Origin of the sequence: Streptomyces sp. RLB3-17 (assembly GCF_007113425.2) — a bacterium.
GTDB lineage: Bacteria > Actinomycetota > Actinomycetes > Streptomycetales > Streptomycetaceae > Streptomyces > Streptomyces mirabilis_D.
Genome location: NZ_CP041610.2, coordinates 10,442,293 through 10,463,526 on the forward strand (window position 1 = coordinate 10,442,293; position 21,234 = coordinate 10,463,526).

A 21,234-nucleotide genomic window follows, 5' to 3' on the forward strand; every position below is an offset into this window, starting at 1 on the left:
TGAACATCGAGATCGCCATCGACAAGGACGTCTGCATCGGCGCGGGACAGTGCGCGCTGACCGCGCCGAACGTCTTCACCCAGGACGACGACGGCTTCAGCGCGCTGTTGCCCGGCCGAGAGGACGGCGGCGGCGACCCGCTGGTCCGGGAGGCCGCGCGGGCCTGCCCGGTGGGCGCCATCACCGTCTCCGAGAGCTGAGGAGCACACGACGAGACCTGAGAACGACTCGACGAACGCCGAGGACCACTCGACGAGCGCCGAGACCACTGGGCGGGGACGGCCGGCGCGAGCCCGCCGTCCCCGTCGAGCGGCGGCTCTATCGCCGCTGGGCCTCGACGAGTGCCCGTGCCGCGTCGGCCGCCTGCTCGGCCGGCGCCGTGCTTCGTGTGATGCCCGCGGTGACCATGGCGCCCTCGGCCAGCAGGAACAGCTGGTCGGTGAGGGCGCCGGGAAGTCCCGAGTCGGTCACCAGACCGCCCAGGTAGTCCTTGAACGCTCCCTTGTGGCCGCGGACCTGGGCGACCACGCGGGGTGAGGTCGCGCCGAGTTCGCCGTAGGAGTTGATCCAGGCGCACCCCCGGAAGTCGGGCTCGGCGAACCATTGCCCCAGCCATTCGAACACCGCCAGGATCCGCCGCCCGGGCTCCTCGTACCCGTCGACGTGCTCGGCCAGCCGCTGCCGCCAGCGCACGTCGCGCCGCTCGAGATACGCCTCGACGAGGAGTTCCTTCGCCGGGAACAGCTGATAGAGCCGCTTGAGGGAGACCCCCGAGGCGCCGCGGATGTCGTCCATGCCGACGGTCTGGATGCCACGGGCGTAGAAGAGCTCCTCCGCGGCGTCCAACGCCAACTCCCGGGCGGCGGCGAGAGCCTGTTCGCGGGCGGCTGTGCTGTCCATGCGGGGCTGCTCCTTGACGTGAGAACCAACGTTCTCTACGTTAGCAGTCATGAGAGAGAACGCACGTTCTCCACTCATGTGATGCGCGTGGACCGGATGCGCGTGTACCTGAAAGGACAGCCCCATGAACGACCGCCCGCCCCTCCCGCCCTTCACCCGCGAGACCGCGGTCCAGAAGGTCCAGGCGGCCGAGGACGCCTGGAACACCCGTGACCCCCACAAGGTCGCCCTCGCCTACTCCGAGGACTCGGTCTGGCGCAACCGCGACACCTTTGTCTCCGGTCGCGCCGAGATCGTCGAACTCCTCACCGCCAAGTGGGCGCGTGAACACGAGTACGCCCTGCGCAAGGACCTGTGGGCCTTCGACGGCAACCGCATCGCCGTCCGTTTCCAGTACGAGTCGCACGACGCCGACGGGCAGTGGTATCGGTCGTACGGCAACGAGCTGTGGGAGTTCGACGAGCACGGGCTGATGACCCGGCGCGAGGCCAGTATCAACGACGTACGCATCGAGGAGCACGAGCGCCGCATCTTCGGCCCGCGCCCGGAAGCCGAACACGGGGACACCTTCCCGGTCCACTAGGCACCCCGCGCGTCCACCGGCGATCCCGTGTGTTCACTAGGGTGCCCACGTGACTGAACACGCCGAAAAGCCCTTCCTGTACGTCGTGGTGTGCGCGGCCGCTGTCGCGCGGGACGTCAGCAAACTGATCACCGCGGCACAGGAACGGAGTTGGGAGGTCGGGGTCATCGCCACCCCGCAGGGGCTGGGCTTCTTCGACGCGCCGGCCGTCGAGGCGCAGACCGGTCGCCCGATCAGGTCCGCCTGGCGGGCCCCGGGCGACCCGCGCCCCTTCCCGGCCCCCGACGCGGTGGCCGTCGCCCCGGCCACCTTCAACACCGTCAACAAGTGGGCGGCCGGGATATCCGACACCCTCGCGCTCGGCACGCTGAACGAGGCGTACGGCCTCGACGTCCCGATCGCCGTGCTCCCCTGTGTGAGCGACGCGCTGGCGTCACACCCCGCGTACCGGGGGAGCGTCGAGCGGCTGCGCGGGATGGGTGTCCGGTTCGGCGACCGCTACTCCGGGGAGCCGGGGCAGGACGGTCTGCGCGCGGAGTTCCCCTGGGGAGCGGCCCTGGACCTGCTCGCTTCTCGCGCGTGACGCCTGGGGGTCACGCGCGACGGTAGATCGTGATCGAGTGGCCGACGTCGTCGATGGGCGTGGCGCCGTGGAGCAGCGCCGCCAGACGGCCGTCGGCCTTCGCGACGGCGGTGTCCGACACGGCGAGCAGTCCGTGTACCTCGCTCGGCGGCACCTTGCGCGGATCGGCCGCCTCGATCCCGTAGTACGAGGGCACACCACTGCCCTTGTAGACCAGCCAGACCCGCTCGTGCGGATACCGCTCGGACAGACGGTCGGCCAGGCGGCCCAGGTCCTGCCCCCAGTCGACGTTCGAGTCGTGCAGCCGCAGGCGGGTCTGCGAGGGTCCGCCGAACGCCTCGTTGGAGTACGGCAGGTAGTACGGGAACGCGCGCAGCGAACTGATCGCGACGAAGCCGACCAGCGCCGCCGTGACGAGGTGGGCCCAGCGCCGGCGCAGGGCGACGACCCCGGCCGCCGCCACCGCCAGGAACACCGGGACGAAGAGGGCGTATCTGACGCCGAGGTCCCGGGACCCGGTCATGGCCACGGCCAGCAGTACGGCCGGGGGGAGTAGGACGTAGGGGGCGGCGGGCCGCAGCCGGGGCACGGCGGCCATCACGCCGAGGCCCATGAGCCAGAGCGCGATCATGCCGAGCGGCGTCTTCACCAGCAGCGCGGCCGGCAGGTAGTACCAGAGCGAGCCGTGGTAGAGCCGTCCGAACAGGAAGCCGGTCCACACGTCGTTCTCGAAGCCGAACTGGATCCGCATCCCGTCGCGGTAGGGCCGGGGCACCGGCAGCCAGTCGATGACGAGCCCGCGCAGACCGTGCACGGCCGGGAGGTTCGCGGGAGCCGTCCAACGCAGCTGCGGGTCGACGACGAGATAGGTCGCCCAGACGACGGCGAGCGCCACCAGTGCCGTACCGGCCGCCACCGCCACACCCAGGCCGACGAGCCGCGGTTGCGCGCGCAGGCCCAGGCCCGGCGTGCGGCGTGCCTGCCAGAAGGAGAGGAACACCAGGAGCAGCAGCACCGGCACCGCCGGCAGGGTGCTCATCTTGGTGGCGAGCGCCGCGCCGAGCGCCGCCCCCGCGAGAGCGAGGTGGAGCAGGGGCCGCCGACGTCGGGCCCGCCACACCAGCCACACCGCCGTCAGCGGGAAACCGGCCGCCGGTACGTCGAGTGTGGCGAGCGAGCCGTTGGTGATGACGTCGGGCGAGAACGTGTACAGCGCGAGCGCCACCAACCCGCCCACGGCGCCGACGAGTTCACGGGCGAACGCGAGGACGACCAGACCGAACAGCAGCGTCAGCACGATCACCGGCAGCCGCGCCCACAGCATCACCCGCCAGGGATCGTTGCCCGACTCGTACAGCAGCCGCCGCCCGAGCGCGGTCTGATCACCTGTGAAGTGGGCATCCAGGTGCGGATGGGCGAACACCAGTCCGGTCGCGATGATGAGTTTGCCCAGCGGCGGATGCTCGGGGTTGAAGTGCAGGGTGTGTTCCCGCACATAGGTCTCCGCCGTGCCCACGTACACCGGCTCGTCGATCGTCGGCGTCTGCTGCGCGGCCGCCGTGACCATCGCGACCGCCATCTGGGCCAGCAGGGCGACCACCGCCAGCGCGAGCAGCCACCGCCGGTGCCGCCGGAGCCGATCGAACCGGCCCGGCGGTCTGGTGGTGCTCGTGGGCAGGTGGTCGCCCTGCCTGCTGGCCATGGATGTCGACATGCCCTTTGATACGTCCGCTCCGTGCGCACCCGCTCATCCGGAATCCACCCGGCTTCGGTGCGAGTATGCACGGTGACCCCTCGCGGGCCGCGGCGGCGTCCGTCAGTGCGTCCGGCGGACGTACTCCGCACTGCCCGGCGTCGACACCTGCACGTCACGGCGCACGATGCTCAGCCGCCCGCCGTAGCCGGCGAGGGCCTTGCGCAGACCGCTGTCGGTGTACTCGATGTCCACCACCCGGTCGTCGAACGCCTTTGCGTACGTGCCGCACTCGTCGTACTGGCCGCACTCCTCGGCCACCGCGAAGTCGAGCTTGGTCCTCGACCTGAGCCCGGCCAGTTCAGAGGTGTTCTTCTGTCCGATGGCCAGCCCCCGGGCGTGTGCGTGGGCCGAGAGGAGCGTGATGAACGCGGTGGCGTCGTTCGCCGTCAGCAGATGGCCGGAACGGGTGTAGCTGTCGTAGTTGTCAGGCTCGACGGCGTCGAATCCCTTGTCGGCGCATGCGTCGATCCAGCGGTTGACCCGCGCGGCCACCCGCGTGCGCCTGGCCGGCGTGCGGAGGTCGAGGAGCGCCTCGTTCCAGTCGCGGTCCATGACGACCTTGCCGTGGGCGTCCCGCAGCAGCAGATCGGCCGGCCACGCCTTCGACTCGTCCGGCTGCGCCTGGAAGGCGTTGACGTAACAGATGTTGTACACGCCGGGCGCGGGCGAGTCCGAACGATCGCGGGTGACGATGCGGACGCCGGACGGTGGCGGATAAGCGCCGCCGATCTGGTAGTCGAAGCCCGCGTGGAGCGGGGGGAGTTGTACGGCCCCCGGGCTCGACGGGGAGGCCTTACCCTGCTGGGGTGGCGTCCCCTGGTCAGACCCGGTCGTACAGCTCACCAGCGTCGCGAGCGCCACCAGGGCGGCGGCCGCCCCCAGGCCGGTGGCGCGGGAAACACGTTGGGCGGGAATGTCGGCTCCATCGATCGCGGGTACGACCCCGCCTCGGACGCTCCCGCGGTCCTGGCGACTTTGGCCGGACTCGAACGGTGTCCGCTACCGGCTGGGCGCACCTCTGCGTGCCCGGCGCGGCGCCTGGGCACCTCAGGATCAAATCGCCTGGACGACACCCGCGTCAAGGCGCCCCCCGCGACACCCGCGCGGGTCGCGGACACGGCCCAGTCACATGACAGAAGCGCCGCTGTGACCTGCGGCGTGATGCTGACCGTCACCCTCTTGTCGTAGCCGCGGAACTCAAGGAGGAGGACACCTCATGCCCATCGGAATCATCGGTGCCGGAGCCATCGGCCAGGCCCTCGCCTATCGGTTCGTGGCGGCGGGCGAGCAGGTCGTCATCAGCAACAGCCGGGGCCCGCAGTCACTGCGGGACCTCGCCGCCTCGATCGGTCCGGCCCTGACGCCCGCCACCGTCGCGGAGTCGGCCAAGGAGGAGATCGTCGTCCTCGCCGTGCCGTGGCGACGGCTGAGCGAGGCGGTGGCCGCCGCGGACGTCCTCGACTGGCAGGAGCGGATCGTCATCGACACCACCAACCCGCTCGGACCGCCCGACTTCAAGGTCGCCGACCTCGACGGCCGCACCTCCAGCGAGGTCGTCGCCGAACTCGTCCCCGGAGCACGCCTGGTGAAGGCGTTCAACACCCTGACACCGGCCGTGCTCGGCTCCGATCCGCGCACTTTTGTCGGACGGCGGGTGATCTTCCTCTCGGGAAACCACCCCGGGGCCAACGAGCGCGTCACGCGGCTGGCGGATCGGGTGGGGTGGGCGGTCATCAATCTGGGCCCGCTGGCGTCCGGCGGACGGCTGCAACAGTTCCCGGGCGGCCCCCTGCCGACGCTCAATCTGCTCCTGGAGCCCTGACCCACGCCGTATTGTCAGGACATGACCGGAGACCGCATCGAACTGGCCGTACACGACCACGGTGGTGACGGCCCACCCCTGCTTCTGCTGCACGGAGCCAGGCGCACGCTCGCCGACTGGGCCGCCGTGGCCCCCCTCCTCGTCCCCCGGCACCGGGTGCTCGCCGTGGACCTGCGCGGACACGGTCTCTCACCGTCGGGGACCTGGAGTCTTCCCCGGGTACTGGACGACATCGAGGCGGTGCTCGAACGGTACGAACTGCCCGGCGCGCTGCCCGTCGGGCACTCGCTCGGCGGGATGATCGCCGTACGGTACGGGCTGGAGCATCCGGACGTCACGCCCGGCGCGGTGAACCTGGACGGATACGGCTGGGGCCGCCCCGACCAGTACGTGGGCCTCGACCCGGTGTACGTCGAGGAGCGCCTCACCCAGGTGCGGGAGTCGGCGACCGCGACGGTGTCGGGCGGACCGCTGCCGGCGGACGGGCTCAAGGACCTGCTCGCCGAGCAGCGCGCACTCTCCGACCAACTGGGCATTCCCTACGAGCTGTTGGAGGCCGGCCTGCTGCGCAGCGTACGGCCCGCGCCCGACGGACGGCTGGAGGTGCACCCCGAACGCGCGCTCGTGCTGGAGATGCTGGCCGCCGTCGACGCACTCGACCTCTTCGACCTCTTCGACGCCTTCGCGCGGACGCGGCGGCCACTGCTCCTCGGACGGGCCGTGCGACCCGTACCGCCCGCCCCCGGCCTGCCCTGGCTCGACGAACTGATGACGGCGTACGGGAAGGGGCTCGCCAGGGACCTCGCCGAACTGGCCGCACGGCGGACCACCGTGCGGGTCGTCGGGATCGACGGTACGCACGAGATGCTCCTGGAGAGCCCCGGCGCGGTCGCCCATGCCCTCCTCGCCTTCACCTCCGAGGCGTTCCCCGGGTCCGACTCATGACGCCGCTCGGTGACGAGTGGATCGTCGGCCGGGACCACGAACTGGCCCTGCTGTCACGGCTGGTGGACGCTCTCACGACGGGGCGGAGCGGGGCCCTGCTGATGACGGGAGGACCCGGCGCGGGCAAGAGCGCCCTCCTCGAAGCCGCCGCCCGCATGGCCCGCCGGTCCGGGGTACGGGTGCTGCGCTGCCGGGGGAGCGAGGGCGAGTCGGGCCTCCCCTTCGCCGGACTGCACCAGTTGCTGCGACCCTTCCTCGACCTGGCCGAGGGGTTGCCCGGACGCCAGCGGGCCGCGCTGCTCGGCGTGTTCGGACTCGACGACGGCACGCCGACGGTCTCCGACCCCCTGCTGACCTCGCTCGGCGCCCTCACCCTGCTCTCCGACGTCGCGGAGCACGGCCCGCTCCTCCTGGTGATCGACGACACCCACTGGCTGGACCTGGGCACCCTCGACGTCCTGGCCTTCATGGCCCGACGCCTCGAAGGCGAGCCGGTCGCCCTGCTCCTGGCGGCGCGCGACACCGCCGTACCCGCACAACTCGACCGTCAGGTAGATCGGTTGACGATCGAGCCGCTCGACCCGGCCGCAGCCGGACGGCTCCTCGACCATCAGCCCCGGCCACCCGCGGGACGGGCCCGCTCCCGCGTCCTCGAACAGGCGGCGGGTGTCCCCCTCGCCCTCGTCGAACTCGCCCGGGCCGTGGCGCGCGACCCGGCCGCCGCCCACGAGGACGCGCTGCCCCTCACCGACCGGCTGGAAGCCATCTTCGCCGCGGACCTTCCCGAACTTCCCCCGGCCACCCGTGAGTTGCTGCTCTTCGCGGCGGCCGCGGAGAGTGCCGAGCTGCCCGTGATCCTCTCGGCCGTGGGAGACCGGGCGACCCCGGACGACTGGCTGCCCGCCGAACGCGCCGGACTCGTCCGCGTCGACGCCGACCGCGTCCGCTTCCGCCATCCGCTGATACGTTCCGCGGTCTACCGGGCCGCGACCTACACCGAACGCCACACAGCCCACCGGGCGCTCGCCGACGTCCTCGTCGGCGATCCCGACCGCCGTGCCTGGCACCACGCGGCCGCCGCCTCCGGCGTCGACGAGGAGGCCGCCCGGGAACTCGACGACAGCGCGGCCCGGGCACAGCGCCGCGGCGGCTACGCGGCCGCCGCGACGGCCCTCGAACGCGCGGCCCGCCTCAGTCCCGACCCCACCGTCCGCGCCGGGCGCCTGGTGCGGGCCGCGACCATGGCGATGTACGCCGGTCACCCGCGCTGGGTCGGCGAACTCAGCGCCCAGGTCGCCACCCTCACCGACGAACCGGCCCTCCTCGCCGAGGCCTCGCTCCGGGCGGGCTGGGCGCTCGCCGTCACCACCCGGTTCGCGGGCTCGCTCGGCTTCCTGCTGCCGGTCGCCGAGGCCGCCGTCGACGAGGACCCCGTACTGACCCTCGACGCCCTGGCGACGGCCACCACCCCCGCGTACAACTCCGGCGCCCCGGAACACCGCGAGAAGATCCTGCGGATCGCGGAGCGCGTGCCGCCGCAGGAAGACGAGATCGGCCGACTCTGGGCCCTCGCCGGCTGTGATCCGGTGCGGAACCGGGCGCGAGCCCTCGCGATGTTCGCGCGCGCCTGGACCGATCCCCTCGCGGAGCCCGGAGCGCGCCCGGAACTGGACCTTCCGCTGGCCCGGATGGTCGTCCTGGGCGGGACGGCCTGGGTCCTGGACGAGACCGCCGAGGCGATACGGCTGCTCGGCGCGGCCATGGACCATCTGCGCCGCTCCCCGACCTCCGGGGCCAACGCCACCGTGGCCCAGGCCCTCGCGCTGGCCCTCTACGAGAGCGGGTCCTGGACCGAGGCCCGCGCGGCACTCGACGAGGCGTACGGCCTGGCCGCCGAAGGCGGACTGGAGAACGTGGTGGTGGGAGCGCCCGTGCTCCGCGCCACCCTGCTCGCCCTGCGCGGCGACACCGAAGAGGCCCGCGCCGCCGTACAGCGCGCCGTGCACGGCATCGACCTGCCCAACTGCCGCAGCCTCCAGGTGCGCACGCACTACGCGCTGGGCGCCGCCGCACTCGCGGAGGGCGACCACGCGGCGGCCTACGACCGCTTCCGCGCCGTCTACACCCGGCAGCCGGAGCCCGAGCCCCTGCACTTCCACGCCTCGCACTACTACCTGGCCGACCTCGTGGCAGCCGCCGTCCGCACCGGCCGGGCCGAGGACGCACGGCTCGTCCTGGACACGACCAGGCGGCGCCTCGCCGAGGGCGAGACGTCCGCGCGGCTCACCGCGATCGTGCACCGGGCCGACGCCCTGCTCGCCGAACCGGACGACGCCGAACGGCACTTCACGGCGGCCCTGGCCGACCCGGCGGGCGACCGGTGGCCCTTCGAACGGGCACAGGTCCGCCTCGACTACGCCGAGTGGCTGCGCCGCCGGCGCCGCGCGGTGGAGGCGCGCCCCCTGCTCGCCGCGGCGCTGGAGGTCTTCGAACGGCTGGGCACCCGCCCCTGGACGGACCGCACCCGCGCCGAACTGCGCGCCGCGGGCGTCACCCCGGCGAGCCCGCCGGCCGGCTCCGCGGACAGCCTCGCCGAACTCACCCCGCAGCAGCTGCAGATCGCCCGCCTCGCCGCCGCGGGCCTGACCAACCGGGAGATCGGCGAACGGATCTTCCTCTCGCCCCGTACGGTCGGCTTCCACCTCTACCGGATCTTCCCCAAGCTCGGCATCACCTCCCGTGCCCAACTCCGCGACGCGCTGCCCGAGCCGGGGGAATGACATCAGTGCGGTGCCGCCGGGGCGAACTCCGTGCCGCACGGGCCCGCGCCCTCGCTCTCGGGCAGGGCGACGGGCTCACCGCCCATCGTCAGCGTGGGGTAATGGCGGCCGATGTGATGGGTGGAGCGGCCGACGTAATGGCCGATGAAGGAGCGGCGGAAGCGGTTGGCGCTGCGGTTGGGCCCGGAGCCGTGCACCAGACTGCCGTTGAAGAACAGCACGTCGCCCGGTGCCATGTCGACGGGCACGACGGCCAGACCGGGCGGCGGCGGGACGTACTCCCGTACGAACGACAGTTCCGCGTCCGCCTCCTCCGGGCAGAACAGGTCCATGCGGTGCGTGCCCGGCACCACTTCCAGGCCGCCGTTCTCCCGGTCGATCGCGTCACAGGCGATCCAGGCGGCCACGCAAGTGCCCGGCTCGACCCGCAGATAGAAGTTGTCCTGGTGCAGCGCCTGCCCCCGGGCCCCGGGCGGCTTGAAGTAGAACATGCTCTGTGCCGCCAGGACCTCCTCGCCGAGCAGGGTCTCCAGGATCCGCCGCAACCGCGGATCGAGGAGGCGGCGCAGGGACAGCTCGTTGATGCGGTGCGGATGCATGACCCGCGGATGGGCGTCCAGCGGATCCACCGGTCCGCCGCCCCCGGCGGCCCCGGTGGCCCCGGTGGCCCGGGGTTCGAAGTGCCCCGGGACCGGCCCGGCGGCGTGCAGGGCCGCGAACTCCGCGCACAGCTCGTCGATCTCGGCGCCGCTGAACAGGCCGCGCACCACCACGAAGCCGTTCTCCTCGAAGTCCGACCACCGCGGCCCGTCCATGTCCGTGACTGTCATCCGACCGTCCCTTCCCACCGGAGTCCCAGGTGTTTCACGCTAGGTCGACGAGCCTTCCGGGAGGATGTCCGTGCGTGCTGAGGAGTTGCCCGAGCCTGCTGCCCCGTCCCCGCCGCCGGGCCTGGTGACCGTCGGTCGCTTCGACCAGGGACCGGGGTACCGCGTCAACCGGCCTCGGGGCAGCGACAGTTGGCTGTTCACCTGGACGACGGGCGGACGGGGGCGGCTCCGGCAGGGAGCGGCCCGGACGGTGGCCGGCGCCGGAGACCTGGTGGTTCTGGGGCCCGGCGTGCCGCAGCGCTACGCCGTCGAACCCGGCGCCGGACACTGGGCGTTCTGGTGGGCGCACTGCCAGGCCCGCCCCTCCTGGACCGGATGGCTGCGGCCCCACGCACTCGACGACGGCCTGTACGCCGTCACACCCGCGCCCGCCCGGAAACGTATCGAAGCGGCGTTCCGCCGGATGCTCGCCGACGCCCGCTGGACGGGAGACGGCCCGCCGCCCGAGGCCGCGGAGCCCGCCCCTGGCGAGGTCGCGGTCGCGCACGGCACCGCCGCCCGGGAGCTGGCCCTGTGCTCCCTGGAGGAGATCGTGCTGCTCGCCGCCGCCCGCGCGGAGCGCCGCCACCCCGATCTCGACGCCCGCGTCCGTCACGCGGAGGCGGTGATCGCCGCGGACCCGGGCGCGCCCCACACCGTCCGCTCGCTGGCCGGGGCGGTCGCGCTCTCACCGTCCCGGTTCGCCCACCTCTTCACCGAGCAACTCGGCCGCTCCCCGATGCGGGCGCTGCGCGAGGCCCGGCTGGTGCACGCGGCCCGGCTCCTGGAAGCCACCGAGCTCCCGGTGGAACGGGTTGCCGCGGCCTCCGGATTCACCAGCGCGTTCCACTTCAGCCGCGTCTTCCGGCAGCGCTACGGGACTCCACCGGGCGCCTACCGGAAGGACACCGCTAGGAGTGCGGGGGACGCGGGTGACGCGGGGGATGCGGGGAATCCGGAGAATGCGGGGGAGGCGGCGGGATCGTCGTGACGGCGGGCGTGGCCTCCGGCCAGATCAGCAGCACCGGGCACGGCGCGTGGTCGACGACGAACCGCCCGGCCCGGCCCAGGCTGTGCGGTCCGAGCCGGGCTCGGTCGCCGTCCCGGGCCACCATGAGCAGATCGGCGCCCTCGGCGGCGGCGACCACCTCGCGCTCCGTGCGCCCGGTGCGTTCCTGACGGGTGCAGGGGCGGCCGAGGCGCTCGGCCGCCGCGTCGAGCAGCCGCGCCGCCGACCGGGCGCCGAGATCCTCCAGCCGGTTCCCGGGATCGCGCTCGGCGTGCCCCCGGCCGAGCAGCCCGGCGAAGGCGCCGTGCGCCAGTCCGGGCACCCCGGGTTCGCTGACGTGGAGCAGCACGACCTCGGTCGCCTGCGGCGCGTGCGTGCGCACGGCGTCCACGCAGGCCGGCCAGGTCCCCTCGACGAGCCAGACGACGACCCGCATGAGCATCAGCCTCCGGCCCTCACTTGTGCGACGGCTCAGCCCCCGATGACGTGGAGCGAGAACCACAGTGCCAGTACGGCGGGAACCAGCGCCGCCGGCACGGCGATCAGACCCAGCCGGGTGAACTCCCGCAGATCGACGCCGTGGTCGTGCTCCTGCACGATACGCCGCCACAACAGGGTCGCCAGGGATCCGGCGTAGGTGAGGTTGGGGCCGATGTTGACCCCCAGGAGCACGGCGAGCACCGCGCCGGAGCCGGAGGTGGCGGCCAGCGGCAGCAGCACCAGGACAGCGGGCAGGTTGTTGATGAGATTGGCCAGTACGGCGGCGAGCGCCGCGATTCCGAACAGTGCGGGCAGTCCGCTGCCGTCCGGGAGGAGATGCCCGAGGGCGTCGGAGAGTCCGTTGTCGACCACGGCCCGGACGACGATGCCCAGCGCGAGCACGAACACGAGGAAGGCCGGAGCGGCGGCCCTCAGCACGGTGAGCGGGGTGGCGCGCCCGCGCAGCAGGGCCCGGGCGGCGAGCACCAGCGCCCCCGCCGCGGCGGACCAGGCGGGGTTTACGCCCAGCGCGGAGGCGACGACGAACCCCGCCAGGGTGCAGCCCACGGTGACCAGCGCGAACAGGGGCAGCTCCGGCGGCTCCCCGGTCGTCGGCTCGGGCACGGCCGCTGCCAGGTCACCGGCGAAGAAGCGCCGGAAGACCACGTACTCGGCCCCGATGGCCACCAGCCACGGCAGCACCATCAGCGCCGCGAACCGGGTGAAGCTGAGACCGCTCGCGGTGAAGGCGAGCAGATTGGTGAGGTTGGAGACCGGCAGCAGCAGCGAGGCCGTGTTCGACAGATGGGTGCAGGCGTACACGTGCGGCTTCGGGCGGGCGCCCATCCGGGCGGCGGTGGCGAACACGACCGGGGTGAGCAGCACGATGGTGGCGTCCAGGCTGAGCACCGCGGTGATCGCCGAGGCGAGCGCGAAGACCGCGGTCAGCAGGCGTCCCGGCCGCCCCGCCGCCCAGCGGGCCATCCACGCGCCGCAGGCGTGGAAGAGCCCCTCGTCGTCACAGAACTTGGCGAGTACCAGGACCGCCGCCAGGAAGCCGATCACCGGCCCGAGGTGACCCGCCTCCGCGCCCGCGTGGTCCCAGGAGATCGCGCCGGTGGCGATCACCAGCAGGGCGGCCGGGGCCGCGACGACCGCCTCGGGCCAGCCGAAGGGGCGGACCACCGCGCAGACGAGGACGGCGACGAGCAGGACGACGGACAGGGATTCGGCGAGCGGGGTGTTCAGGGTTCGGTCCTCCGGGACACAAGTCGTGGTGCCCGACCATCACATCAGATGCCGCACCCCGCCCCGCTCACCGACCCTTCGGACCTGCGTCGATGTCGTCAGAACTCCCCGAGGGGCGTCAGCTCCGCCCAGATAGTCTTGCCGTCGGCCGTGTGGCGGCTGCCCCAGCGCTGGGTGAGCTGGGCGACCAGCAGCAGCCCGCGCCCGCCCTCGTCATAGGTCTTGGCCCGGCGCAGATGCGGCGCGGTGTGGCTGCTGTCGGAGACCTCGAAGATCAGGGTCTCGGCGTCGTGGATGAGCCGCAGCCGGATGGGCGGCTCGCCGTAGCGGATCGCGTTGGTGACCAGTTCGCTCACCACGAGCTCGGCCGTGAACGTCGCGGCGCTCAGCTCCCAGGCGGCGAGCTGCTCGACGACCTGCTTGCGGATCGGCGCGACCAGGGCGGGGTCGGCGGGAATGTCCCAGGTCGCCACCTGGGCGGGCGCGAGCCCGTGGGTCCGGGCGAGCAGCAGCGCCACGTCGTCCTGGGCGCCGCCCACCGGAAGCAGGGTCCGCAGGATGTCGTGGCAGGCACCTTCCAGGGAGTCCGCGGACTCCGCCAGGGCATGGCACAGCAGCTCGTGGTTGGCCTCGACGTCCCGCTCGCGGTTCTCGATCAGGCCGTCGGTGAACAGCGCGAGCACCGTGCCCTCGGGAAGGGCGAGCTCGACGGACTCGAAGGGCAGTCCGCCCAGTCCCAGCGGCGGACCGGCCGGCAGCTCGATCTGCCGGGGCGGGCCGCCGGGCGGGAGCATGACCGGCGGGGGATGTCCGGCCCGGGCGAGGGCGCAACGCCGCGAGACCGGGTCGTAGACCGCGTACAGGCAGGTCGCGCCGACCTCGCCGGTGGTGCCCTCCGCGCCGGCCTCCGTGGAGAGCCGTACGACGAGGTCGTCGAGGTGGGTGAGCAGTTCGTCGGGGGCGAGGTCGATGTCGGCGAGCGTACGGACGGCGGTGCGCAGCCGGCCCATGGTGGCGGAGGCCGCGATGCCGTGGCCGACGACGTCTCCGACGACCATGGCGACCCGCATCCCGGACAGCGGGATCACGTCGAACCAGTCGCCGCCCACTCCGGCCCGTGCGGCGGGCAGATAGCGGGAGGCCGCCTCCACGGCGGCCGTCCGGGGCAGTGACTGGGGGAGCAGACTGCGCTGGAGGGCGAGGGCGGTCTCCCGTTCCCGGGAGAAGCGCCGGGCGTTGTCGATGCAGACGCCGGCCCTGGCCGTCACCTCCTCGGCCAGCAGTATGTCGTCGGGGGTGAACGGATCGGGGCGCCGGAACCGGGTGAGGACGGCCACCCCGAGGGTCTGGCCCCGCGCCTTGATCGGCACCGACATGCTGGTGTGCAGGCCGTACTCGGCGATGCGGGCGCCGCGTACCTCGTCCCAGGAGAGCCACTCCGCCAGCGTGGCGGTGTCGTCGGGGGCGACGATGGTCCGGGAGGCCGTGAGGGAGTCCGCCTGCGGTGAGTGGACGGGGTAGACATCGACCTGGCCGGGTTTGACGACCGCCTCCGGGCAGCCCGGGTTCACCGACTGGTGGGCGGCGCGGCGCAGCCTGATCGGCAAGGTCGGCGGCTCCGGGTGGGGTTCGCCCCCGTGTTCCGGCGGGTCCAGCAGATCGACGCTGACGAAGTCGCCGAGGGCGGGCACACAGACGTCGGCGAGCTCCTGGGCCGTTCGGGTGACGTCGAGGGTGGTGCCGATGCGCATGCTGGCCTCGTTGACGAGCTGCAGCCGCTCCCGGGCGTTGTACTGCTCGGTGAAGTCGTGCGCGGCCAGGCACACTCCCCGTACCTGGCCTTCGGCGTCGGTGAGCGGGGCCATCCGGGCGAGCCAGGCGTGCGCGTGGTACTCGCCGCCGGTCTGCATGAACGTCTCCACGTCACGACCGGTTCCGGTGACGAGGACCTCGTGCAGCTGTGCCTCGAGGGCTTCGCTCTCCTCCTTCCCGCCGATCTCGGAGAACCTCAGGCCCTGGATGCGGGACTCGGGGAGGCCGATCACGTCGGCCATCGCGTCGTTCACCCCGAAGAGGCGCAGTCGGTCGTCGTAGACCGCCATCGGGCACGGGGACTGCGCCAGCACCGCCGTCGTCAGTGGGTCGTCCGGTGAGCGCGGGCCGCGGGCCTCCAGCGGGGTGACCACCAGCCAGGTGGCCGGGCCGCCGTCCTGCGGCTTCCTGCGGTGGGCGAGCAGCCACACGGAGACGGTGTGCCCGTCGCGGTGGCGCAGATCGAGGCTGCCGTTCCAGCGGTTACCGGTCGGTTCGGCCGGTACGGGCGTGTCCGTGGCCAGCAGATCGGCGGCGGGGCGCCCCTCGACCTCGTCCGGGGCATGACCCAGTAGACGGCGGGCCCCTTCGCTCCATCGGAGCAGGGTGCCGTTCCCGTCGATGACCGCCCGTGCTGTGGCGGCCTCGTCGAGCGGGTGGACCGGGCTCATCGTCGCCACTCCATTGCGGACACTCACAGTGAACAGGCGCGTCACTCGGGTTCCAGCCTAGTGCGTACGCGCGTTCCGCACCCGGCACACGGGTGGCCCCAGGGGTGCATCGGTACGACTTGTTCCGGCCGATGTGATGCGCGAGGCGGAAGTGGGTGCCGCACCCTTGACGGGGCCGTGTGTCACCCCGTCAGAATCTGTTTGTTCACGATCAGTTGTGATGACTTATGGGCCCTTGAGTAGGGAGAGCCGCCATGTCGGTCACTCGAAGATCGGTATTGATCGCAGGAACCGCCGCACCCGCGGCCGGATCGCTCCTGGGCGCCGCCGACGCCTGGGCCGACTCGCCGGGGCGTGCCGCGGGCCGCCGCCTGGTCGAGCTGCGCGACGGCTGGCGCTTCGCGCTGGTCAACCCGGGTGGGATCACCGACCCCACCGGCGCGTACGAGGGCGCCGCGCAGCCCGGCTACGACGACTCGGCCTGGCGGGAAGTCTCCGTTCCGCACGACTGGAGCATCGAACAGACCCCCACCACGGAACACGGCACCACCAGTGGCACCGGCTTCTTCCCGGGCGGCCTCGGCTGGTACCGCACCACCTTCACGCTGCCGACCGCCCTCGCCGGCCGCCGGATCTCCGTGGAGTTCGACGGCGTCTACATGGACTCGCACGTCTACTGCAACGGCGAGGAGGTCGGCCGCCACCCCTACGGGTACACGGGGTTCGCCCTCGACCTCACCGGTCTGCTGCACACGGACGGCACCACCGAGAACGTCATCGCGGTGAAGGTCCAGAACCAACTGCCCAGCAGCCGCTGGTACTCGGGCAGTGGCATCTACCGCGAGGCCCGGCTCGTGGTCACCGAACCCGTGCACGTCCAGCGCTGGGGCACGTATGTCACCACGCCGGACATCACGGCGGAACGGGCGGTCGTACGGGTGCGGACGACCGTCGTCAACGAGTCCGGTGCCGCCGCCGAGGTCGAGGTGATCTCGCGGATCGTCGACCCCGACGGCCGTACGGCGGCCCGTACGTCCACCAGGGTCGCGGTTGCCGACCGCGCGGACGAGACCCATGAACTCACCGTCGCCAAGCCCCGGTTGTGGGACTTCGCGACCCCGGATCACCGCTACACCCTGGAGACCGAACTGCGGGTCGGCGACGCGAGGGTCGACACCTGCCGCACCCCCTTCGGCATCCGCACCTTCCGCTTCGACCCGGACGAGGGCTTCCACCTCAACGGCGTCCACGCCAAGATCAAGGGCGTCGACCTGCACCACGACCAGGGCGCGCTGGGCGCCGCGATCAGCGTGGACGCCGTACGCCGGCAGATGACGATCATGAAGTCGATGGGCGTCAACGCCTTCCGCACCTCGCACAACCCGCCCTCGCCGCAGATGATCCAGGTCTGCGAGGAACTGGGCATCGTGATGATGGTGGAGGCGTTCGACTGCTGGCGGACCGGCAAGACGAGGTACGACTACGGCCGGTTCTTCGACGAGTGGTGCGAGCGGGACGCCTCCGAGATGGTCCTCGCGGCCCGCAACTCGCCCGCCGTGGTCCTGTGGTCCATCGGCAACGAGATCCCCGACTCCACCTCCACCCCGGGCCTCGCGATGGCGGACCGGATCATCGCCGCGATCAAGGCGGCGGACGACACCAGGCCGCTGGTCATCGGCTCGGACAAATACCGCCGCGTGCCCACGAAGGGCTCCGCTGCCGACCTCATGCTCGCCAAGCTGGACGGGCTCGGTCTGAACTACAACACCGCCCAGTCGGTGGACGCCCTGCACGCCGCCTATCCGCACCTCTTCCTCTTCGAGTCGGAGTCGTCGTCCGAGACCTCGACCCGCTCCACCTATCAGGAGCCGCAGCACCTCAACACCGGCGAGAACCACACCCCGGGCCGGCGCGCGGTCTCCTCGTACGACAACAACCTCGCGTCCTGGACGATGAGCGGCGAGTACGGGCACAAGAAGGACCGGGACCGCAAGTGGTTCGCGGGGGAGTTCCTGTGGTCGGGCATCGACTACATCGGGGAACCCACGCCGTACGACGTGTTCCCGGTGAAGGCGTCCTTCTTCGGCGCGGTCGACACCGCGGGCTTCCCCAAGGACATGTACCACCTGTTCAGAAGCCAGTGGGTGAGCGAGCCCATGGTCCATCTGGTGCCCATGACCTGGAACCACGAGGCCGGCGACACGGTCGAGGTCTGGGCGTACGCGAACGTCGACACCGTGGAGCTCTTCCTCAACGGGAAGTCCCTCGGCACACGGAGGTTCGACACCAAGACGACCACCGACGGCCGTACCTATCTCGAGACCACCGAGGCGACCGGCGACGACAAGACCTTCACCTCGGGCCCCTACCCGGGCAGTTACACCAGCCCGAACGGCAGCGCGGGCAAGCTCCACCTCACCTGGGAAGTGCCCTACGCGCCGGGTGAGTTGAAGGCGGTGGCCCGCCGCGACGGCCGTACGGTCGCCACGGACGTCCTGCGCACCGCCGGGGCGCCGCACGCGATACGCCTCACACCGGACCGCACGTCGCTCGCCGCCGACGGCCGTTCCCTGCTCTTCGTGACGGCCGAGGTCGTCGACGCCCGTGGTGTGGTCGTGCCCGACGCGGAGCACCTGATCGCCTTCGACATCGACGGCGGCTCGCTCGCCGGGCTGGACAACGGCAGGGAGGAGAGCGCCGAGCGCTATCAGGCGAGCACCCGAACGGCCTTCCACGGCAAGACACTGGCGATCGTACGATCCGGCACGCGGCCGGGCTCGCTGAAGGTGACGGCACGCTCCGAGGGAGTGCGGGGCGCCACCCTCACCGTACGCACCACCTCGGCACGCGCGAAGGCGACCACCCCGCCCGCGGTCTTCCGGCCGGATCCGGGTCCCGGCGCCCCGAACGACCCGCTCGCGGACGCCAGTTACTCCGGCCGCCCGGACACCCTGCCCGCCGCCATGCTCGACGGCGACGCGGCGACGGGGTGGTCCAACGCCTTCTACAAGTCGGCGACGGCCCTGCTGCCCGCCTTCAGCGGGGCCCGCCCCGAGGACTGGGTCTCGGTCACCTGGGCCCGCCCCCGCGCGGTCGACCGCGTCGAGGTCTCCTTCACCGTCGACGCGACGCACACCCTGCCCGCGTCGGTCGAGGTCGCGGTGTGGGACGGAAAGCGGTACGTGCCGGTGAAGGGAACGGCCGTCGACTGGGCCACCGCGTCCGACACACCGACCGTGATCACCTTCGACGGGGTGCGCGGCTCACGGCTGCGGCTCCTCATGGCGAGCGGGCACCCCGGCGCCGTCGAGGGCGGGCTGCGGATCAGCCGTCTGGAGGTCCCGGTGGTCTGACCGGTCCCGGTGCTCGTGCTCGGTCAGCGTGTGGAGTTCGGCCGGGCCGAGCGGGCGGTGCACCTCGACGTACTCGCCGTGCGGCAGGCGTTTGACGACGCCGGTCGCACGGCCGTGCGCCACCAGTTCCCGGTCCCGCAACTGCAACCCCAGGCAGATGCGCCGGGTGACCACGAAGACGACGACCGGGACGACGAACAGGGAGATCCGCACCGCCCAGGTGACGGTGTTGATCGACAGATGGAAGCGCGTCGCCACGATGTCGTTGCCGCCACCCGCGAGCAGGATCAGATAGAGGCTGATCCAGGCCGCTCCGATCGACGTACGGACCGGCCGGTTGCGCGGCCGGTCGAGGAGATGGTGCTCGCGCCGGTCTCCCGTGACCCACGACTCGATGAACGGGTACACGCCGATGGCGACCAGAAGCAGCGGGAAGACGACGATGGGGATCAGCACACCGAGCACGAGCGTGTGCCCGGCCACGCTGATCTCCCAGCCCGGCATGACGCGCACCAGACCCTCGGCGAAGCCCAGGTACCAGTCCGGCTGGGCGCCCGTCGACACCTGGTCGGCGCGGTAGGGGCCGTACGACCAGACCGGGTTGATGGTCGCGACCGCCGAGATCAGCGCGAGGACACCGAACACCAGGAAGAAGAAGCCGCCCGCCTTCGCCAGGTAGACCGGCAGGAACGGGGTGCCCACGACGTTGCGTTCGGTCTTCCCCGGGCCCGCGAACTGGGTGTGCTTGTGGTACACGACGAGGATCAGATGGGCGACGACGAGCGCCGCCATGATCCCCGGTATCAGCAGGATGTGGAGGGAGTAGAAGCGGGCCACGATGTCATGGCCGGGGAACTCCCCGCCGAACAGGAAGAACGACAGATACGTGCCGACCACCGGCACCGACAGGATCGCCCCGTCCACGAACCTGAGCCCCGTCCCGGACAGCAGGTCGTCCGGCAGCGAGTAGCCGAAGAGGCCCTCGAACAGACCGAGGAGCAGCAGGGTCCAGCCGAACACCCAGTTCACCTCGCGGGGCCTGCGGAACGAGCCCGTGAAGAAGTGCCGCATCATGTGCGTCAGCATCGCGGCGAGGAAGACCAGCGCGGCCCAGTGGTGCAGCTGCCGCACCAGCAGTCCGCCGCGCACGTCGAAGCTGATGTGGAGCGTCGAGGCGTACGCCTCCGACATCCGGATGCCGTTCAGGGGGAGGTAACCGCCGTGGTGCGTCACCTCGTTCATGGAGGGGTGGAAGAACAGGGTCAGGTACACCCCGGTGAGGATCAGCACGACGAAGCTGTACAGGCAGATCTCGCCGAGGAGGAAGGACCAGTGGTCCGGGAAGACCTTGCGCAGATAGCGCCGGCCGAGGGCGTACACACCGAGCCGGCCGTCGAACCAGTCGGCGACCCGTTCGCCGGAGGACGCCTTCGCGGGCCGGTGGTCCGTGGCGGTCATGCGCGCTCCCCTTCCGCGATCCCGGTCTCCTGGTTCTCGTCGTCGCGCCGCACATGCGCGAGCTTCTCGGGGTTGGTGACGATGTAGACGCCTGACACCTGCTCGCCGTCCGCGGTGAGGTCCATGACCATGACCGCGTACGGCGACTCGCCCTCGAAGAGCACGGCGGAGTCGTCGCCGTTGACGCGCCGGTAGCGCAGGTCGAAGCCGGAGCCGCGCCGGGTCGCGTACCCGGCGAACAGCCGCGCCGCCTTGTCCCGGCCGTGCACAGGACGCAGCCCGCCCGAGGCCTTCCCGCCGCCGTCCGTCCACACCGTGACGTCCGGTGCCAGGATCTCCATCAGCGCCGCGATGTCCCCGCCGAGCGCCGCCTCGACGAAGCGCTCGGTCGCCTGCCGGCGGACGCGCGGATGGGCCTGGTAGCGCGGCCGACGGGCGTGCACGTGCTCCCGCGCGCGGTGCGCGAGCTGGCGTACCGCCGCGGGGCTGCGGTCGATGACCTCCGCGATCTCGGTGTGCGCGTAGCCGAACACCTCGTTGAGGACGAAGACCGCGCGCTCCAGAGGGGTGAGGGACTCGAGGACCACGAGCATCGCCAGCGACACCGACTCCGAGCGCAGGGCCCGGTCGTCGGCCGAGTCCTCGGGGGCCGGCTCGTCGAGCAGCGGCTCCGGCAGCCAGGGGCCCACATACGTCTCGCGTCGGCGGGTGATCGCGGCGCGCCGCGCGAGCGCGTGGTTCACGGCGATGCGTACGAGATAGGCGCGGGGGTTGGTGATGCCCTCCAGCGGGGTGCGGTGGGCGCGGCCCGTCCAGGACAGCCAGGTCTCCTGGAGGACGTCGTCGGTGTCGGCGACGCCGCCGAGGATGTTGTAGACGATCGCGAAGAGCAGCTCGCGGTGGTCGACGAACACCTGCGTCGCGCCGTCGGCCGTCCCGGTCGCGGGGCTTTCGGACATGCCTTG

The 21,234-nt window shown here is 72.0% G+C and carries 17 protein-coding genes; 8 read left to right on the forward strand and 9 right to left on the reverse strand.

Going from position 1 to position 21,234, the window contains the following annotated elements:
* The first annotated feature begins 5 nt into the window (after positions 1–5).
* Entirely contained in the window at positions 6–200 is a 195-nt protein-coding gene (locus FNV62_RS47035) for a ferredoxin (protein ID WP_054234301.1), read from the forward strand.
* 118 nt (positions 201–318) lie between these two features.
* On the opposite strand, the gene FNV62_RS47040 is transcribed toward FNV62_RS47035, so the two are convergent.
* Positions 319–900, reverse strand: a complete 582-nt coding sequence (locus FNV62_RS47040; RefSeq protein WP_143604205.1) for a TetR/AcrR family transcriptional regulator — start codon at positions 898–900, stop codon at positions 319–321.
* Between the two features lie 124 nt (positions 901–1,024).
* On the opposite strand from FNV62_RS47040, the gene FNV62_RS47045 reads away from it, so the two are divergent.
* Together FNV62_RS47045 and FNV62_RS47050 are read left to right on the forward strand one after the other, a co-directional pair.
* Entirely contained in the window at positions 1,025–1,483 is a 459-nt protein-coding gene (locus FNV62_RS47045; protein WP_143604206.1) for a DUF1348 family protein, read from the forward strand.
* A gap of 49 nt (positions 1,484–1,532) precedes the next feature.
* Positions 1,533–2,066, forward strand: a complete 534-nt coding sequence (locus FNV62_RS47050; protein ID WP_054234249.1) for a flavoprotein — start codon at positions 1,533–1,535, stop codon at positions 2,064–2,066.
* 10 nt (positions 2,067–2,076) lie between these two features.
* Here the strand turns inward: FNV62_RS47050 and FNV62_RS47055 are convergent, their stop codons facing one another.
* Both FNV62_RS47055 and FNV62_RS47060 read right to left on the reverse strand, forming a co-directional pair.
* Positions 2,077–3,768 (reverse strand): phospholipid carrier-dependent glycosyltransferase, encoded by a 1,692-nt coding sequence (locus FNV62_RS47055; protein WP_181360959.1) that lies wholly within the window; start codon positions 3,766–3,768, stop codon positions 2,077–2,079.
* A 114-nt stretch (positions 3,769–3,882) separates the two neighbouring features.
* Positions 3,883–4,683 carry an endo alpha-1,4 polygalactosaminidase gene (locus tag FNV62_RS47060; protein ID WP_375336811.1) on the reverse strand — a complete coding sequence of 267 codons (801 nt, stop codon included), beginning with the start codon at positions 4,681–4,683 and terminating at the stop codon, positions 3,883–3,885.
* A gap of 355 nt (positions 4,684–5,038) precedes the next feature.
* Between FNV62_RS47060 and FNV62_RS47065 the strand changes: the two genes are divergently transcribed.
* Genes FNV62_RS47065 through FNV62_RS47075 form a run of 3 tightly spaced genes read left to right on the forward strand, consistent with a single transcriptional unit; the run spans position 5,039 to position 9,369 of the window.
* Positions 5,039–5,644 (forward strand): NADPH-dependent F420 reductase, encoded by a 606-nt coding sequence (locus FNV62_RS47065; RefSeq protein ID WP_097287878.1) that lies wholly within the window; start codon positions 5,039–5,041, stop codon positions 5,642–5,644.
* A 21-nt stretch (positions 5,645–5,665) separates the two neighbouring features.
* Positions 5,666–6,589, forward strand: coding sequence for an alpha/beta fold hydrolase (locus FNV62_RS47070; protein ID WP_143604211.1), 924 nt, complete (start codon positions 5,666–5,668; stop codon positions 6,587–6,589).
* A complete protein-coding gene (locus FNV62_RS47075; protein WP_143604213.1) occupies positions 6,586–9,369 on the forward strand; it encodes a helix-turn-helix transcriptional regulator in 2,784 nt (927 codons plus the stop codon). The genes FNV62_RS47070 and FNV62_RS47075 overlap by 4 nt, the downstream gene beginning before the upstream one ends.
* 2 nt (positions 9,370–9,371) lie before the next feature.
* On the opposite strand, the gene FNV62_RS47080 is transcribed toward FNV62_RS47075, so the two are convergent.
* On the reverse strand, positions 9,372–10,199 hold the full coding sequence (locus tag FNV62_RS47080) for a phytanoyl-CoA dioxygenase family protein (protein ID WP_181360960.1): 828 nt from the start codon (positions 10,197–10,199) through the stop codon (positions 9,372–9,374).
* 64 nt (positions 10,200–10,263) lie between these two features.
* Between FNV62_RS47080 and FNV62_RS47085 the strand changes: the two genes are divergently transcribed.
* Positions 10,264–11,229: a helix-turn-helix domain-containing protein gene (locus FNV62_RS47085; protein ID WP_143629625.1), complete on the forward strand. Its 966-nt coding sequence runs from the start codon at positions 10,264–10,266 to the stop codon at positions 11,227–11,229.
* Here FNV62_RS47085 and FNV62_RS47090 read toward each other — a convergent pair.
* The 3 genes from FNV62_RS47090 to FNV62_RS47100 all read right to left on the reverse strand — a co-directional run bounded on the left by FNV62_RS47090 (position 11,150) and on the right by FNV62_RS47100 (position 15,458).
* Complete coding sequence (locus FNV62_RS47090) at positions 11,150–11,683, reverse strand: universal stress protein (protein ID WP_143604217.1); 534 nt, start codon at positions 11,681–11,683, stop codon at positions 11,150–11,152. The genes FNV62_RS47085 and FNV62_RS47090 overlap by 80 nt on opposite strands.
* Before the next feature lie 35 nt (positions 11,684–11,718).
* Positions 11,719–12,975 (reverse strand): arsenic transporter, encoded by a 1,257-nt coding sequence (locus FNV62_RS47095; protein ID WP_054234242.1) that lies wholly within the window; start codon positions 12,973–12,975, stop codon positions 11,719–11,721.
* A gap of 98 nt (positions 12,976–13,073) precedes the next feature.
* The gene (locus tag FNV62_RS47100) at positions 13,074–15,458 is read right to left on the reverse strand and encodes a SpoIIE family protein phosphatase (RefSeq protein ID WP_097287882.1); all 2,385 of its coding nucleotides are present in this window, start codon (positions 15,456–15,458) and stop codon (positions 13,074–13,076) included.
* A 254-nt stretch (positions 15,459–15,712) separates the two neighbouring features.
* Between FNV62_RS47100 and FNV62_RS47105 the strand changes: the two genes are divergently transcribed.
* Positions 15,713–18,811 (forward strand): glycoside hydrolase family 2 TIM barrel-domain containing protein, encoded by a 3,099-nt coding sequence (locus tag FNV62_RS47105; RefSeq protein ID WP_143629627.1) that lies wholly within the window; start codon positions 15,713–15,715, stop codon positions 18,809–18,811.
* Here the strand turns inward: FNV62_RS47105 and FNV62_RS47110 are convergent.
* Together FNV62_RS47110 and sigJ are read right to left on the reverse strand one after the other, a co-directional pair.
* Complete coding sequence (locus tag FNV62_RS47110) at positions 18,722–20,269, reverse strand: cytochrome b (protein ID WP_144316226.1); 1,548 nt, start codon at positions 20,267–20,269, stop codon at positions 18,722–18,724. The genes FNV62_RS47105 and FNV62_RS47110 overlap by 90 nt on opposite strands.
* Positions 20,266–21,228 carry an RNA polymerase sigma factor SigJ gene (sigJ, locus tag FNV62_RS47115; RefSeq protein ID WP_143604222.1) on the reverse strand — a complete coding sequence of 321 codons (963 nt, stop codon included), beginning with the start codon at positions 21,226–21,228 and terminating at the stop codon, positions 20,266–20,268. The genes FNV62_RS47110 and sigJ overlap by 4 nt, the downstream gene beginning before the upstream one ends.
* Between the last annotated feature and the right edge of the window lie 6 nt (positions 21,229–21,234).

Bases quoted from the DNA above. Each gene is read 5' to 3' on its own strand.
- FNV62_RS47040 (WP_143604205.1), bottom strand. From the start codon at position 900: ATGGACAGCACAGCCGCCCGCGAACAGGCTCTCGCCGCCGCCCGGGAG.
- FNV62_RS47045 (WP_143604206.1), top strand. From the start codon at position 1,025: ATGAACGACCGCCCGCCCCTCCCGCCCTTCACCCGCGAGACCGCGGTC.
- FNV62_RS47055 (WP_181360959.1), bottom strand. From the start codon at position 3,768: ATGGCCAGCAGGCAGGGCGACCACCTGCCCACGAGCACCACCAGACCG.
- FNV62_RS47065 (WP_097287878.1), top strand. From the start codon at position 5,039: ATGCCCATCGGAATCATCGGTGCCGGAGCCATCGGCCAGGCCCTCGCC.
- FNV62_RS47070 (WP_143604211.1), top strand. From the start codon at position 5,666: ATGACCGGAGACCGCATCGAACTGGCCGTACACGACCACGGTGGTGAC.
- FNV62_RS47075 (WP_143604213.1), top strand. From the start codon at position 6,586: ATGACGCCGCTCGGTGACGAGTGGATCGTCGGCCGGGACCACGAACTG.
- FNV62_RS47080 (WP_181360960.1), bottom strand. From the start codon at position 10,199: ATGACAGTCACGGACATGGACGGGCCGCGGTGGTCGGACTTCGAGGAG.
- FNV62_RS47085 (WP_143629625.1), top strand. From the start codon at position 10,264: ATGTCCGTGCGTGCTGAGGAGTTGCCCGAGCCTGCTGCCCCGTCCCCG.
- FNV62_RS47090 (WP_143604217.1), bottom strand. From the start codon at position 11,683: ATGCGGGTCGTCGTCTGGCTCGTCGAGGGGACCTGGCCGGCCTGCGTG.
- FNV62_RS47100 (WP_097287882.1), bottom strand. From the start codon at position 15,458: ATGAGCCCGGTCCACCCGCTCGACGAGGCCGCCACAGCACGGGCGGTC.
- FNV62_RS47105 (WP_143629627.1), top strand. From the start codon at position 15,713: ATGTCGGTCACTCGAAGATCGGTATTGATCGCAGGAACCGCCGCACCC.
- FNV62_RS47110 (WP_144316226.1), bottom strand. From the start codon at position 20,269: ATGACCGCCACGGACCACCGGCCCGCGAAGGCGTCCTCCGGCGAACGG.
- sigJ (WP_143604222.1), bottom strand. From the start codon at position 21,228: ATGTCCGAAAGCCCCGCGACCGGGACGGCCGACGGCGCGACGCAGGTG.